The organism is Ochrobactrum sp. SSR, from assembly GCF_030067775.1.
Classification (GTDB): domain Bacteria; phylum Pseudomonadota; class Alphaproteobacteria; order Rhizobiales; family Rhizobiaceae; genus Brucella; species Brucella teleogrylli.
Window position 1 is genome coordinate 710,132 of the sequence record NZ_CP125970.1, and the last position, 14,589, is coordinate 724,720.

A 14,589-nucleotide genomic window follows, 5' to 3' on the forward strand; every position below is an offset into this window, starting at 1 on the left:
GCTGAGAAAACCGGTAACGGAGGTATTCGATGGTCGAGCTGACGAACAATCTGGAGAATCTGGAATTCATTATATCAAAGGCGCGCGAATATGACGTGCAAGTGCCTGCGGTGGACGAGGATTCCGGCTCCAATCCCGGCGACGACAGGGATGTCGATATTCTCGATGCGTCAATTGACAACCCAACCCGGAAAGAGCTTTTCGCCGCCATCCGCTCGCTGAACGAAGATCAGCGTATCGAATTGCTCGCCTTGATGTGGGTGGGGCGCGGCGATTTCTCGGCAGAGGAATGGGACGACGCGCTATCCACCGCAAGCGAACGCCATAATGGGCGCGAGGCAAAATACCTGATCGGAACACCGCTTCTGGGCGATTATATCGAGGAAGGCCTTGTGTCGCTCGGCATCGATGTCGAAGCCTACGATAATGAATAAGAAAAATTGATGGTTCCATCCGTCCTTCTGTTTTGACGCTGCCATATCCGGGCATTAGAGTTGCCCGCAAATGTAACCGGTTCGATCTGGATCCGCTTGCAGAACAACATATGGGAATTCAAAAACGACGGAGGAAAGCGCCATGCTTCAGAAGAACCTGGTTCAGAAAACGGATTTTTATATCGACGGCGCCTGGCGGGCTCCAATCGACGCCAAGAGCATCGAAGTCGTCAATCCGGCCAATGAAAAGCCCTATGCGGTGATCTCTGGCGGTTCGGCTGCCGATATCGATCTCGCGGTTGCGGCAGCGCGCAAAGCCTTCCCTGCATGGGCCGAAACGCCCGCGAAGGAGCGTATCGCCTATATCCGCCGTATTGCTGAAATCTACGATTCCCGCATGGATGAAATGGCCAAGGCCATTTCGCACGAAATGGGGGCGCCGATCACGCTTGCGCGTGAATCGCAGGCTGCCGTTGGCGTGTCGCATATCAAGGCTTTTGTCGCTGCCTTCGAGAGTTTCGAGTTCGAAGAAATTCTTTCTCCGAAATTTCCAAACCAGACCATCGTGCACGAACCGATCGGCGTTTGCGGGCTGATCACCCCGTGGAACTGGCCGATGAACCAGATTGCGCTGAAGGTCATTCCCGCGATTGCGGTTGGCTGCACGGTCGTGCTCAAGCCGTCCGAAATCGCACCGATGTCGGCGATGCTGTTTGCGGAATTCGTCGATGCAGCCGGTCTGCCGAAGGGCGTGTTCAACCTCGTCAATGGCGAAGGTCCGGTGGTCGGCGAAGCGCTGTCGCAGCACCCGGATGTGGACATGATGTCCTTCACCGGCTCGACGCGCGCAGGCACGGCGGTTTCCCGCGCCGCAGCGGCAACCGTCAAGCGCGTTTCGCTGGAACTCGGCGGCAAGTCGCCGAACATCGTCTTTGCCGATAGCGATCTGGAAAAGACCATCGAGCGCAGCCTTGCCCATTGCTTCGAGAATACCGGCCAGTCCTGCAATGCGCCGACGCGCATGCTGGTTGAGCGCTCGGTCTATGACAAGGCCGTCGAACTCGCGAAGAAGGTCACCGAAGGCACTAAGGTTGGCGATCCTGCGGAAGAAGGCGATCATATCGGGCCACTTTCCTCGTCGATTCAGTTCGAAAAGGTCCAAAAGCTGATCCAGAAAGGCATCGATGAAGGCGCACGCCTCGTTGCCGGCGGCACTGGCCGCCCGGATGGCTTCACCGAAGGCGACTTCGTCAAGCCGACCGTCTTCGCCGATGTGAACAACGACATGACCATCGCCCGCGAAGAAATCTTCGGACCAGTGCTGGCCATGATCCCGTTTGAAACGGAAGAAGAAGCTATCGCCATCGCCAACGATACGCCTTACGGTCTGGCCGCCTATATCCAGACCGGCAGCCCGGAACGCGCCAAGCGCGTTGCGCGCAAGCTTCGCGCAGGCATGATCCAGATCAACGGCACGTCCCGCGCTCCGGGCAGCCCGTTCGGCGGATACAAGCAGTCGGGCAACGGTCGCGAAGGCGGCAAATGGGGCCTCGAAGACTTCATGGAAGTGAAGCTGATCAGCGGTTGATCTCAACCAGCAGATGTTAAACATGAAAAAGCGCCGCTAAACGGCGCTTTTTTTCCTTTATAAAAGTTCACTCTCGAAATCGAGACCGTTCAGGCAACCGGCGTGGATGGGAACAGCGCCTGCAAGGCATCGTAGGATGCCAGCACGGTTTCCATCTGCGCGGTATGGCCCTTGACGAAAGCATCACCATAGACCGTTTCGTCCGGATATTCGGTGATGAGCGTCATTGGCACCGTATGTCGGTCATCGACGCCGACAAGGCACGGAAATCCGTTGATGATGCGGAAACCCGTTTCGCCTGCATGCTGCTCGAAAAGCCTGATCTGGGCGTTGTTATAAGCGACCAGCCCGTCAATCGCGGCCAGATGTTTCGTTACGCGGTCGATCAGTTCCTCTGCGTGCCTCTCCCATGAGGCATGGTGGCGGATGATCAGGAAAAAGCCTTTCGGCAGCGTCCACATGGCAAAGGAACGCGGCACATAGCCTGAGAGCGGGCGCGTCCATTCATGCGACGGATAACCATGCAGGTTGACGTGCAGTTTCGCATCCGTCAGCCTTTCAGCCTCGACACGAATGGCCTTTTCGTAGAGCCCCTCGCCGCTGCGATATTCCAGATCATCACCCAGCGCCGTATAGCGCGCCGCATGATGTATGTGGTGCGGCTGCAGTGCGCAAAGCCGCTTGTGTATCTCGTATCCATCCGGGTTTTCCTGCGGGGAGATCGTGAAATGCGCGCCTTCGCGCGTGACAAGCCGATTGGCCGCACGCAACGCGCCGACAACGCCCGTCGTTTCATTGGCATGCTGACCGGCGCTGATCATCATCGCGGCATCGCTGCCCTTGCGATAGGTCGCGCGCACCGCTCTGCCCGAACGGGTTTTTGCCTCGAACGGCTCACCGCCCAGACGGGCGAGTTCACGGCGGATCTGATCGGCGGAAAGCGGCGCTTGCGCCGTCTCCAGCACCTGTTCTGCCGTCAGCGCGTCATCGGTGGAAAGCGGTCTCGTTTCCACTCTGACCGACGGCTCGGCATCGCGAAAGCAGACTTCTGGCACAATCTGGCCCGGTTGCAACCCACGATCACCCACTGGACGACTGGACTTTTTTTGAAATACTTCAAGCAGCGAGAAATAGATATCCTCGTGCATGGCTTCGGTGAGGCTCAGCGTTTCCTCATCGTAAGGCAGGCGACGGTCGGTGATGGGCAAGCTGACCGTAATGTTCAGTTCATCGAAATAAGGTTCGCCACGCTTCCAGTCATGGGCCGCGATGGTCGAAACCGTGTCATGAAAGAGCTTTTCATAGGATGTTTCATAGCGCGCGCTTTCAGTCTTGCCGCCTTGCGTGACCGTCAGCCAGCCGGTTGGCGAGACCAGCGTTTCGCCGATGAAATCCACATGCACGCGGTTCGGGGCAAAAACCCGGTGCTTCTCGCTATGACCATCGGTAAAGGTCAGATCGACTTCATAATGAAAATCGTCTTTGTCCGAAGCTGCAAAAGCCACCTCCGCCTCCGGCAGCAGCACTGACAAAGGATAGGTTTCGAGCAGGAAACGGTTCTGCACGCAGGCTTCGTGGCGTGGATAGCGGATCGCAGCCGACTTCAGCGCCGCGCCATCGACTTCTTCCAGAAAGAAATGCAGGAGCGGCTTGTAAGCCGAGCGCAGGCGCGCCTCGACGCCTGCTTCGCGCAGCTTCGTTTCCGCTGCAAAGCGGCTCGGCTGGTCATCGAACAGCCAGGCTTCCACCTTCGCGTCGCGCATTTCCGGTTTCAGAAAATGATCGACAAGCGCATGAACGGTACGCGGATAGGTTTTCTCAAAAAGCACGCTCATCGGGAAGTCCTGCCAATGGGATCAAAGCGGGGTCAAGGCTGTCGCGCAGCCAGTCGCCAAGAAGATTTTGGAATATACCCCGAAAAGGGTGAAACGGTTTTCGGGATGTGCGTATAAACAAATACTGAGAGCGCGTCACCCTAATAGGATAAATGCGACCCGCTTTATAACTTGTGTGAGGGAGCCAGCGATGAGCGGAACGGGACGCGGAGTATGGGATTTCTGGATCGACCGCGGCGGTACGTTTACGGACGTCATCGGGCGGGATCCGCAGGGCCAGCTCCATGCACGCAAGGTTCTCTCCGAAAACCCGTCTGCCTATAAGGATGCCGCCGTTCACGGCATTCGCCTGCATCTGGGCCTGAACTCCGGTGAAACGATTCCCGCCGGTGCCATCGGCGAAGTTCGCATGGGCACGACGGTCGCCACCAATGCGCTTCTGGAGCGCAAGGGCGAGCGGCTGGCCCTTGTTACCACAAGGGGTTTCCGTGATGCGCTGCGCATTGGCTATCAGGAACGCAAGAACATCTTCGCGACCGAAATCATCAAGCCGGAAGCGCTTTATGAAAAGGTCGTGGAACTGAATGAGCGCGTTCAGGCGGATGGCACGGTTGAAACGGCTCTCGATCCCTCCGAGGCCGAAGCCGTACTGGTTGCGCTGAAGGAACAGGGCTACAAATCCGTCGCCATCGCGCTCATGCATGCTTTTAAGTTTCCCTCACATGAGGCTGAAATTGCTCGCATTGCGCGCGGTCTCGACTTCGAGCAGGTCTCCGTTAGCCACGAGGTTTCGCCGCTGATCAAGCTGGTCGGTCGTGGCGACACTACAGTCGTCGATGCCTATCTGTCGCCGGTTCTTCGCCGTTACGTTGCGCAGGTTTCCAATGAGCTGGATGTCGAGCGCACCGGCGCGCGCGTCATGTTCATGATGTCGTCGGGTGGTCTCACGGCCGCTGATCTGTTTCAGGGCAAGGATGCAATCCTGTCCGGCCCGGCTGGTGGCGTTGTCGGCCTCGCCCGAACCGGCGAAACGGCAGGCTTTCCGAAAGTCATCGGCTTTGACATGGGCGGCACCTCCACGGACGTCGCGCATTTCGATGGCGAATATGAACGCGCTTTCGAAACGGAAGTGGCTGGCGTGCGCGTGCGGGCACCGATGATGCTGATCCACACCGTTGCCGCAGGCGGCGGCTCGATCCTGCATTATGACGCCGGACGTTTCCGCGTCGGCCCGGATTCGGCGGGCGCCAATCCCGGTCCGGCCTGCTATCGCAACGGTGGACCGCTCGCCGTCACCGATGCCAATGTCATGCTGGGCAAGCTTCTGCCGGAATTTTTCCCGGCAATCTTTGGCCCGGACCAGAACCAGACGCTCGATGTGGAGCGGGTGCGGGAACTTTTCTCCGCGCTCGCAGCCGAAATTGGCGATGGTCGCTCGCCGGAAGCCGTTGCCGATGGATTCATCCGCATTGCAGTGGCCAATATGGTCGAGGCCATCAAGAAAATTTCCGTCCAGCGCGGCTATGACGTGACGCGCTATGCGCTCAACTGCTTTGGCGGTGCGGGTGGCCAGCACGCCTGTCTCGTTGCCGATGCGCTTGGCATGAAGAATATTCTCCTCCATCCAATGTCCGGTCTGCTGTCCGCCTATGGCATGGGTCTGGCCGATATTCGCGCCACCCGTCAAAAGGCGCTCGGCGTCGCGCTCGATCCGGCAGCGCCTTCAGCCCTGAAAGAACTGGGTGAAGAACTGGCGCAGGAATGCGTGGCCGAACTTCTGGCTCAAGGCATAGAAGCCGCAGCCGTGCAGCGTCATCTGCGCGCCCACATCCGCTATGCGGGCACCGACACCGTGCTCTCCGTTGAAGCCACCTTCCCTGCTAAGGACAATGCCGACCGCCTTCGCGCCGAGTTCGAGGCGGCCCATAAGCGCCGTTTCGGCTTCATTGCGGAGAACAAGGCTCTCGTTATCGACGCGGTGGAAGTCGAAGCCGTGGGTGGTGGCGCAGGCGAAACCGAAAGCGCCCAATCGCTCGACAGCGATCTGGAAGCTGCAACCGCCAAGCGGACCCGCTTCTTCTCGCAGGGCGAGTTGCACGACGCGGGCGTTGTCTTGCGCGAGCAGATGCAACGCGGCCAGACTGTCACCGGCCCGGCGATCATCATCGAGAAAAACCAGACTATCGTTATCGAAGATGGCTGGCAGGCCCGCCTGACTGCGCATGACCACGTCGTGCTGACGCGCATCAAGGCGCTGCCTGCGCGCACGGCCATCGGCACCGAAGCCGACCCGGTCATGCTGGAGATTTTCAACAATCTCTTCATGTCCATTGCTGAGCAGATGGGCGTTACGCTTCAAAACACTGCCTATTCGGTCAATATCAAGGAGCGTCTCGACTTTTCCTGTGCGGTTTTCGACGCGGCAGGCAATCTTGTCGCCAATGCGCCGCATATGCCGGTGCATCTCGGTTCCATGGATGCGTCGGTCGCCACCGCCATCCGCGAAAACAGCGACATCAAGCCGGGCGATGTGTTCCTCATCAACGCACCTTATAATGGCGGCACCCATCTGCCCGACCTCACCGTCTGCACGCCGGTTTTCGACGACGACAATCGTGAAATCCGCTTCTGGGTGGCAAGCCGTGGGCACCATGCGGATATTGGCGGCATTGCGCCGGGTTCCATGTCGCCGCTTGCGGTCAATATCGAGCAGGAAGGCGTCTATATCGACAATTTCAAGCTGGTCGATCGCGGCACCTTCCGCGAAGAGGCGCTTGCCGCTCTGCTGACTGGCGCGACCTACCCTGTCCGTAACCTGACGCAGAACGTCAACGACCTGAAGGCGCAGATCGCGGCCAACGAAAAGGGCGTGACCGAGCTGAAAAAGATGATCGGCCTATTCGGCGAGCATGTCGTGAAAGCCTATATGGGCCACGTTCAGGACAATGCCGCCGAAAGCGTGCGCCGCGTACTCGACAAGCTGCCGGACGGCCATTTCACCTATGAGATGGACCAGGGCTGCCAAATCGAGGTGCGCGTCACCATCGACAAGGAAAAGCGCGAAGCGACGGTCGATTTCACCGGCACGTCGGAACAGCGTTCCGACAATTTCAATGCGCCAGAGCCCGTCACCCGCGCGGCTGTGCTTTATGTCTTCCGCGTGCTGGTTGAGGGCGACATTCCGATGAATGCGGGCTGCCTGCGACCGATCAGGATCATTGTGCCGGAAGGCTCGATGCTCTCTCCGCAATATCCAGCGGCGGTCGTGGCGGGCAATGTCGAAGTCAGTCAGGCTGTCACCAACTGCCTGTTCGGCGCGACCAAGGCGATGGCCGCAGCGCAGGGCACGATGAACAATCTAACTTTCGGCAATGATGAATATCAGTATTACGAAACCATCTGTTCCGGCGCGCCCGCCGGTCCCGGTTTCAACGGTGCCAATGCTGTGCACACCCACATGACCAATTCGCGCCTGACCGACCCGGAAATTCTGGAAACCCGCTTCCCCGTCTTGCTGGAAGACTTCCATATTCGAAAGGACTCCGGCGGCAGGGGCAAATGGCACGCGGGCGACGGCACCAGGCGCACGATCCGCGCGCTGAAAACGCTGGAATTTGCCATTCTTTCCGGTCATCGCCGGGTGGCGCCTTTCGGTCTGGAAGGCGGCGAAGCTGGCCAGACCGGCCGTAATGAAGTGCGTCGCAAGGACGGGTCCATCGACGTATTAGGAAATTGCGACCAGACTGTTCTGGAAGCAGGTGAAGCCTTCACCGTCATCACGCCGACTGGTGGCGGATACGGCAAGCCTGAATAACCGAGATGAATATTAACAAAGCACAACGCCGCCAGCTCATGTCTGGCGGCGTTGTGCATTCAACCGGGATAAAACCGGGCAAAATCAATGCGTGCCGACGCATTTGCGAACGGTTTTTCCACCCTTTCGGTCCACCCCGAAAAATGTTAGAATTATTCACCAAAATTCGATCTATAATTAGGATTCAATCCTAATAATTGCGTCTTTACCGTCGTTTTGGACGCATCTTTAGAATTAAATTTCTGCGATCAATAGAACATCAACCAGTTCACGGATACCGAAAATGAAATTCGCTCAGATCATCGCTACCGCAGGCATCATTCAGGCAGCTCTCTTCACCGGCGCAATGGCCGGAGAAAATCTCGACGCCATCAAGTCGGCGGGCGTTCTGAAGATCGGCACGGAAGGCACCTATGCGCCTTTCACCTATCACGACAAGGAAAACAAGCTCGTCGGCTTCGACGTGGAAATCGGTGAAGCCGTGGCTGCCAAGCTCGGCGTGAAGCCGGAATTCATCGAAGGCAAGTGGGACGGCCTTATCGCCGGTCTCGACGTCAATCGTTATGATGCCGTCATCAATCAGGTTGGCATCACCGAAGAGCGCAAGAAGAAGTTCAACTTCTCCAACCCTTACATCGTTTCCAAGGTTGTTCTGATCGTCAACGACAAGAACGACACGATCAAGGACTTTGCCGATCTGAAGGGCAAGAAGTCGGCACAGTCGCTGACCAGCAACTACGGCAAGCTCGCCAAGGAAGCCGGCGCGGAACTTGTGGCGACCGATGGTTTCGACCAGTCGATCCAGCTCGTGCTGACGGGCCGCGCCGATGCGACGCTCAATGACAGCCTATCCTTCCTTGACTTCAAGAAGCAGCAGCCGAAGGCTCCGGTCAAGATCGCCGCAGAGAAGGAAAATGCTGACGCTTCGGGCATCATCGTTCGCAAGGGCGACGACGACCTCGTCGCAGCCATCAACAAGGCGCTGGACGATATCAAGGCCGATGGCACCTACGACAAGATTGCGCAGAAATATTTCGGTCAGGACGTTTCCAAGTAAGCTTCCGGATACATAAACGATGAAGCCGGAATTCATTTCCGGCTTCTTTTATTGTGTAGTAGAAAATTATTCCCACTGAATTTCAGAGATCGTTTTCCACAAACAGTATAAGATGAATGAGAGTGCCTTGCCGGTGCCTGATCATCTCGATTTGAACCGACACTGCTTTGCGTGCGAAGGAGCAGACCTAAGTGCCTGATTGGCTACAACTCATGATCGAGTCGCTCCCGACCCTTCTCTGGGCGGGGCTGATCTTCACAATTCCACTGACATTGCTGTCCTTCGTTTTTGGTTTGGCGCTGGCGCTTCTGACGGCCCTCGTCCGGCTTTTCGCGCCGGTCTGGCTCTCATCAATTGCTCGCTTCTATGTCTGGATATTCCGTGGCACGCCGCTACTGGTGCAGCTTTTCGTGATCTTCTATGGCTTACCGAGCATTGGCATTTATCTCGATGCGTTCCCGGCAGCCCTCATTGGCTTCACGTTGAATGTCGGTGCCTATAGTTCGGAAATTATCCGCGCGGTCATCTCGTCCGTGCCCAAGGGCCAATGGGAAGCCGCCTATTCCATTGGCATGAGCTGGCGTCAGGCGCTGACCCGCACCGTGTTGCCGCAGGCGACGAGAATCGCTGTGCCGCCGCTTTCCAACACGTTCATTTCGCTTGTGAAAGATACCTCGCTCGCCGCCGCCATCACCGTGCCGGAGCTTTTCCAGTCGGCACAGCGCATCGTCGCTACAACCTACGAACCGCTGATCCTCTATATCGAGGCCGCGCTGATCTATCTGGCGCTGAGTTCGGTTCTGTCTGCCCTTCAGGTACGGCTTGAACGACGCTTCGGGCGCTATGGCGGCACGCTGGAGACAAACGCATGATCGAGCTGAAACACATCGTCAAGCGTTTCGACGACGCTGTTATCCTCAACGACATCAATGTCACGATCTCTGAAGGCTCGGTGACGGCCCTTGTCGGCCCATCAGGTGGCGGCAAGAGTACGCTTCTGCGCTGCATCAACCTGCTGGAAGTACCGACATCCGGCACGTTGTCGCTCGGCGGACAGACGCTGACTTTCGAGCCGGGGCGCAAGCCAAGCTGGCAGGCCATTCAGTCCATTCGCCGCCAGACCGGCATGGTGTTTCAGAATTTCCAGCTGTTTCCGCATCAGACCGCGATCCAGAATGTCATGGAAAGCCTCGTCACCGTGCTGAAATGGCCGAAAGCCAGGGCCCGCGAACGCGCGATGGAACTGTTGCAGAAAGTGGGCATGGCCCATAAGGCCGACGCCTGGCCATCGACCTTGTCCGGTGGGCAGCAGCAGCGCATCGCGATTGCCCGTGCGCTGGCGCCTTCGCCACGCGTGCTGCTATGCGACGAACCCACTTCGGCGCTCGATCCTGAACTTGCCTCGGAAGTGGTGGATGTGCTGAGCAAACTTGCCAAGGAAGGCACGACGATGATGATTGCCACCCACGATCTGCGCCTCGCCTCGAAGATTTCGCAGAATGTGGTGTTTCTGGAATCGGGCAATATTGTCGAGACCGGCTCTGCGCATGAAGTTTTCACGCGCCCATCCCGCGAGCGTACCAAGCAGTTTGTCGCAACCATCAACGCCGCGCACACTTACGACATCTGACCGGACATTTTGCTTTCAAAAGAGGGCTTTCGTGTTTGCGAAGGCCCTCTCATTTTTCGCCTTGGCGCAATTCATTCGTTCTTTTCAAAATTTTCCGCCGAGTCTCACCGGCCTGCCCCTTGGTAAAAGAGGAAACCGCTGTTACATTAAGGGCAACGTAATAATTGAAGTGTCCAGCTTGCGTCCTGACGGTTCGCGCGGCGCTTATAAGGATCAGTACCTTGAAAAACCCCGAGGAGCGCCCCGTAGAAAAGGCGCATCAAGGGGCGTCCGGCGGACAATCGGGAAATGCTCAAGCCCGGAGTCCGTCCCACAACGGCAAGCGCAAAGCGCGCAAGGAAGAAGCCGTTGCAGAAGCGGGCAATGCGCGTAGCGCACCCGATTCAGGATGCCCAAAGCCGCAAAGTGAAGCGGACGACAAGGGTTCCGGCAGCCAGCGGAAGCGTGCGCGCCGTCGTCACCGTGGCAAAGCGGGACGGCGATCGGAAGCAGCTGTTGCACAGAAAGCTGCGGAAGAAGCCGCGCATCAGGAAGCCAAGTCTCCCGGCAAAATTTCAGATCGTCGCCGACGCGCCCGCAAGAAGAAGCAGGCGCAGCAGCAGACGAATGCCGCGCCGCGGGCCGCTGAACACACCGCCAAGCAAGGCCACGAAACCCCGCGCCGTGACAACCATGCGCAGGCATCGTCTCAAGCCAAGCGCAAGAACGGCACGGCACAGCCTCCACGGCACTACCACGCCGAAGCGCCGCTTTATGCCGCGCTCGACCTTGGCACCAACAATTGCCGCCTGCTGGTTGCATCGCCGACCCGGCCGGGACAGTTTCGCGTTGTGGATGCTTTTTCGCGGATCGTGCGCCTCGGCGAAGGCTTGAGCGCGACTGGCAGACTGAGCGACAACGCCATGCTGCGCGCCATTGAAGCGCTCAAGATTTGCCGCGACAAGCTGGCGGGCAAGAAAATTCGCCGTTCGCGTCTGATTGCGACGGAGGCTTGCCGCGCGGCTTCCAACGGCGAAGAGTTTCTGGAGCGTGTCCGCGAGGAAACCGGACTTGAACTGGAAATCGTCGATCGCCAGACCGAGGCGCGTCTGGCCGTTTCGGGCTGCGGAACGCTGGTGGCGCGCGAAACGGAAGCCGTGGTGCTGTTCGATATTGGCGGCGGTTCATCCGAAATCGCGCTGATCGACGTTTCACAACGCCGTTCGCCGCGTCTTGCCGAACACATCATGGCATGGACGTCGCTGCCCGTTGGGGTCGTGACCCTTGCCGAGCGTTTCGGTGGGCGCAATGTCACGCAGGAAAGTTTCGAGGCGATGGTCGGTCATGTGACCGAGCTTCTGTCCAGCTTTGCCGAACGGCACTGCTTGGGCCAACTGGCTTCAAGCCCGCGTTTCCATTTGCTCGGCACATCCGGTACGGTGACCACACTGGCGGGTATTCATCTCGGTCTCGAACGCTATGATCGTCGCCGCGTCGATGGCATGTGGATGGGCTCGGAAGATGTGACGCAGATGACGAGCCGCCTCCTCTCCTGGGATTTCGAGGCGCGGGTGGCAAATCCATGCATCGGTGCGGACAGGGCCGATCTGGTTCTTGCAGGCTGCGCCATTCTCGATGCCATCCGCAAGGTTTGGCCGAGTGAAAAACTTCTGGTGGCGGATCGCGGTTTGCGTGAAGGCATCCTGACCGAACTGATGTCGCGCGACGGCGCATGGCGGCACAATCGTGCGCAATTGCGCCAATAAATGCGCTGTTGGCGCTAGAACAGGCAACTGAAAATGAGCAAAGCAGGCGGAAACAAGGGCGGCACGAAGACGGGCGCCAAAACTGGTGGGCGTGGTGGTGCGGGCACCAGCAATCTGCACGTGCGCGTGAAGAAAAAGGCAGGCACGATCAAGGAATCCTCGCGTCGCTGGCTGCTGCGTCACCTGAACGACCCCTATGTGCACAAGTCCAAGCAGGATGGCTATCGTTCGCGCGCGGCCTATAAGCTGATCGAAATCAACGACCGCTATGACCTGCTCAAGAAGGGGCAGAAGATCATCGATCTTGGCGCAGCACCGGGCGGCTGGTCGCAGATTGCGGCCAAGATCGTCGGCTCCACCGATGAAGACCCGCATGTTGTCGGCATCGACTATCTGCATGTCGATCCGCTGCCGGGCGTTATCCTTCTGGAAATGGACTTTCTCGACGATGAAGCACCCCAGAAGCTGATGGAAGCGCTTGGCGACAAGCCAGATCTCGTCATTTCCGATATGGCGGCACCTACCACCGGTCACCGTCGCACCGACCATCTGCGCACGGTGCATCTGTGTGAAGTGGCGGCTGATTTTGCGGTCTCGGTGCTCAAGCCCGGCGGCCACTTCCTGACCAAGACATTTCAGGGCGGCACGGAAAACGAGCTCCTGGCCATGCTGAAGCAGAAATTCCGCTCCGTGCATCACGTCAAACCGCCCGCATCGCGCGCGGAATCGGTGGAGCTTTATCTGCTCGCACGGGATTTTAAAGGCTGATTTTCAAACGAAATCGCAAAGTCACGACAGGGGCCCCACGGCCCCTTTTATTTACCCGCCGACGAGTTTGCCGCTTCGACTACAGCACGCTCAGTGCTCTTCGGTTTAACGACAGTCGGCCCGGCCAATTCGTGACCGGCATCGGGCGAAAGCCGCGCGAACCAGAAGAATGCCACTGCGGAGACCAAAGCCACCACGATAAAGCCGACGTGGAAATCGACCAAAGCAAGCGGCGCACCGCGCAAGCCACTGCTGATTTCCAGAACGCCGCCGGCAAGCGCAACGCCAATCGCTAGCGAAACCTGCTGTGCAACAGCGGTCATCGGCGTGGCCTGACTGGTCTTCTCATCCGGAATTTCCGCATAGGCCAGCGCATTGACGCCGGTAAAGAACAGGGAGCGCGCAAAGCCGCCGACCAGCAGGAAGCCGAGAATGAACCAGATCGGCGTTGCAGGCGTGAACAGGCTGTTTACCGCGATGAAGCCCGCCGAAATGATCGAGCCCGCCATCAAGGCGCGCCGGAAACCGATCCGAGCGAAAATCCGTTTTGCACCGAACTTCATGCTGATAGCGCCGATGGCTGACACGAAGGTTATCATGCCCGACTGGAACGGAGAGAACCCGAAGCCGAGCTGGAACATCAGCGGCAGCAGAAACGGAATTGCGCCAATGCCAAAGCGGAAAATACTGCCGCCGAACACTGCCGAACGGAAAACCTGATTGTCGAACAGCCGCAGATCGAGCAGCGGATCGGCGCTGCGCCGCGCATGGCCGATGTAAAGCACCGAGCAGATCAGACCGACAGCCAGAGTGACCAAGCCAACGGCGGGCGGCAACGCCGGAAGGCTGACCACTGAGAGGCCGAAGACCACACCAGACATGGCGATGCCGGAAAGAACGAAACCCGGCCAGTCGAGACGCTTGACGATGCGCTCGTCATTATCGGGCAGGAAGCGCGTTGCAAACCAGATACCGACAGCGCCGATGGGTACATTGATCAGGAATATCCAGTGCCAGGTGAGAAAGGTCGTGATGAAGCCGCCAACCGGCGGACCAACCAACGGGCCGACCATGGCCGGGATCGTCAGCCACGCCATGGCGGAGACAAGCTCACTGCGCGGTGTGGAGCGAATAAGCACAAGACGCCCCACCGGCGTCATCATCGCGCCGCCCATGCCCTGCAAGAAGCGCGCAACCACGAAGGCGGTCAGCGAGTTTGCTGCTGCACAGGCAATCGAACCGACGACGAAGACGGCAATGGCCGCGCGAAAGACATTTTTGGCGCCAAACCGATCGGCCATCCAGCCGCTGACTGGGATGAACACCGCGAGCGCGACGAGATAGGCCGTCAGCGCCAGCTTGAGCGCAATCGGGCTGGTGCCGATATCTGCGGCAATTGCTGGCAAAGATGTCGAGATGACATTCGAATCCATCTGCTCCATGAAAAGAGCAATAGCCAGCACAAGTGGAATGATGCGGTTCACGATGAATATCCGAATAAGCCGTGCTTTTTACATAAAGCCTGCCGAAGCTATGTCGAGCTTATAGATAGATTGCTAGCCAATTTTTTCTCACATTGTGGTGACTTGGTGGCGATTTTTGCGACCGGACCGCGAGCGCGGGCTGCCGGCAGCCAATTTTCTCACGGCAGATTTCAATCGTTCACAATTGTGTAAAGCGGGGTTGCGCTCTCCGTAACGGACTGTTACATTCGGTAA

Annotated in this window: 10 protein-coding genes; 8 read left to right on the top strand and 2 right to left on the bottom strand. The window is 58.2% G+C overall.

Annotated elements, in window-relative coordinates:
• Positions 1 to 29 precede the first annotated feature (29 nt).
• On the top strand, positions 30 to 434 hold the full coding sequence (locus tag QLQ11_RS14790) for a DUF3775 domain-containing protein (RefSeq protein ID WP_109367231.1): 405 nt from the start codon (positions 30 to 32) through the stop codon (positions 432 to 434).
• A 142-nt stretch (positions 435 to 576) separates the two neighbouring features.
• Positions 577 to 2,022: an aldehyde dehydrogenase family protein gene (locus QLQ11_RS14795; protein WP_109367230.1), complete on the top strand. Its 1,446-nt coding sequence runs from the start codon at positions 577 to 579 to the stop codon at positions 2,020 to 2,022.
• Between the two features lie 89 nt (positions 2,023 to 2,111).
• Here QLQ11_RS14795 and QLQ11_RS14800 read toward each other — a convergent pair whose 3' ends face one another.
• Positions 2,112 to 3,857, bottom strand: coding sequence for a M14 family metallopeptidase (locus QLQ11_RS14800; RefSeq protein ID WP_109367229.1), 1,746 nt, complete (start codon positions 3,855 to 3,857; stop codon positions 2,112 to 2,114).
• Between the two features lie 190 nt (positions 3,858 to 4,047).
• Here QLQ11_RS14800 and QLQ11_RS14805 point away from each other — a divergent pair, with 190 nt between their 5' ends.
• The 6 genes from QLQ11_RS14805 to QLQ11_RS14830 all read left to right on the top strand — a co-directional run bounded on the left by QLQ11_RS14805 (position 4,048) and on the right by QLQ11_RS14830 (position 12,871).
• Positions 4,048 to 7,671 carry a hydantoinase B/oxoprolinase family protein gene (locus QLQ11_RS14805; protein ID WP_109367228.1) on the top strand — a complete coding sequence of 1,208 codons (3,624 nt, stop codon included), beginning with the start codon at positions 4,048 to 4,050 and terminating at the stop codon, positions 7,669 to 7,671.
• A gap of 283 nt (positions 7,672 to 7,954) precedes the next feature.
• Complete coding sequence (locus tag QLQ11_RS14810; protein WP_109367227.1) at positions 7,955 to 8,728, top strand: amino acid ABC transporter substrate-binding protein; 774 nt, start codon at positions 7,955 to 7,957, stop codon at positions 8,726 to 8,728.
• 191 nt (positions 8,729 to 8,919) lie between these two features.
• The gene (locus QLQ11_RS14815) at positions 8,920 to 9,600 is read left to right on the top strand and encodes an amino acid ABC transporter permease (protein WP_121538242.1); all 681 of its coding nucleotides are present in this window, start codon (positions 8,920 to 8,922) and stop codon (positions 9,598 to 9,600) included.
• Positions 9,597 to 10,358, top strand: a complete 762-nt coding sequence (locus tag QLQ11_RS14820) for an amino acid ABC transporter ATP-binding protein (protein ID WP_371835956.1) — start codon at positions 9,597 to 9,599, stop codon at positions 10,356 to 10,358. The genes QLQ11_RS14815 and QLQ11_RS14820 overlap by 4 nt, the downstream gene beginning before the upstream one ends.
• Positions 10,359 to 10,579: 221 nt before the next feature.
• A complete protein-coding gene (locus QLQ11_RS14825) occupies positions 10,580 to 12,103 on the top strand; it encodes a Ppx/GppA phosphatase family protein (RefSeq protein ID WP_371835957.1) in 1,524 nt (507 codons plus the stop codon).
• Positions 12,104 to 12,136: 33 nt separating this feature from the next.
• A complete protein-coding gene (locus tag QLQ11_RS14830; RefSeq protein ID WP_109367223.1) occupies positions 12,137 to 12,871 on the top strand; it encodes an RlmE family RNA methyltransferase in 735 nt (244 codons plus the stop codon).
• 47 nt (positions 12,872 to 12,918) lie between these two features.
• Here QLQ11_RS14830 and QLQ11_RS14835 read toward each other — a convergent pair whose 3' ends face one another.
• The gene (locus tag QLQ11_RS14835) at positions 12,919 to 14,355 is read right to left on the bottom strand and encodes a DHA2 family efflux MFS transporter permease subunit (RefSeq protein WP_109367222.1); all 1,437 of its coding nucleotides are present in this window, start codon (positions 14,353 to 14,355) and stop codon (positions 12,919 to 12,921) included.
• Positions 14,356 to 14,589 lie beyond the last annotated feature (234 nt).

Bases quoted from the DNA above. Each gene is read 5' to 3' on its own strand.
- QLQ11_RS14800 (WP_109367229.1), bottom strand. From the start codon at position 3,857: ATGAGCGTGCTTTTTGAGAAAACCTATCCGCGTACCGTTCATGCGCTT.
- QLQ11_RS14830 (WP_109367223.1), top strand. From the start codon at position 12,137: ATGAGCAAAGCAGGCGGAAACAAGGGCGGCACGAAGACGGGCGCCAAA.
- QLQ11_RS14795 (WP_109367230.1), top strand. From the start codon at position 577: ATGCTTCAGAAGAACCTGGTTCAGAAAACGGATTTTTATATCGACGGC.
- QLQ11_RS14820 (WP_371835956.1), top strand. From the start codon at position 9,597: ATGATCGAGCTGAAACACATCGTCAAGCGTTTCGACGACGCTGTTATC.
- QLQ11_RS14805 (WP_109367228.1), top strand. From the start codon at position 4,048: ATGAGCGGAACGGGACGCGGAGTATGGGATTTCTGGATCGACCGCGGC.
- QLQ11_RS14810 (WP_109367227.1), top strand. From the start codon at position 7,955: ATGAAATTCGCTCAGATCATCGCTACCGCAGGCATCATTCAGGCAGCT.
- QLQ11_RS14790 (WP_109367231.1), top strand. From the start codon at position 30: ATGGTCGAGCTGACGAACAATCTGGAGAATCTGGAATTCATTATATCA.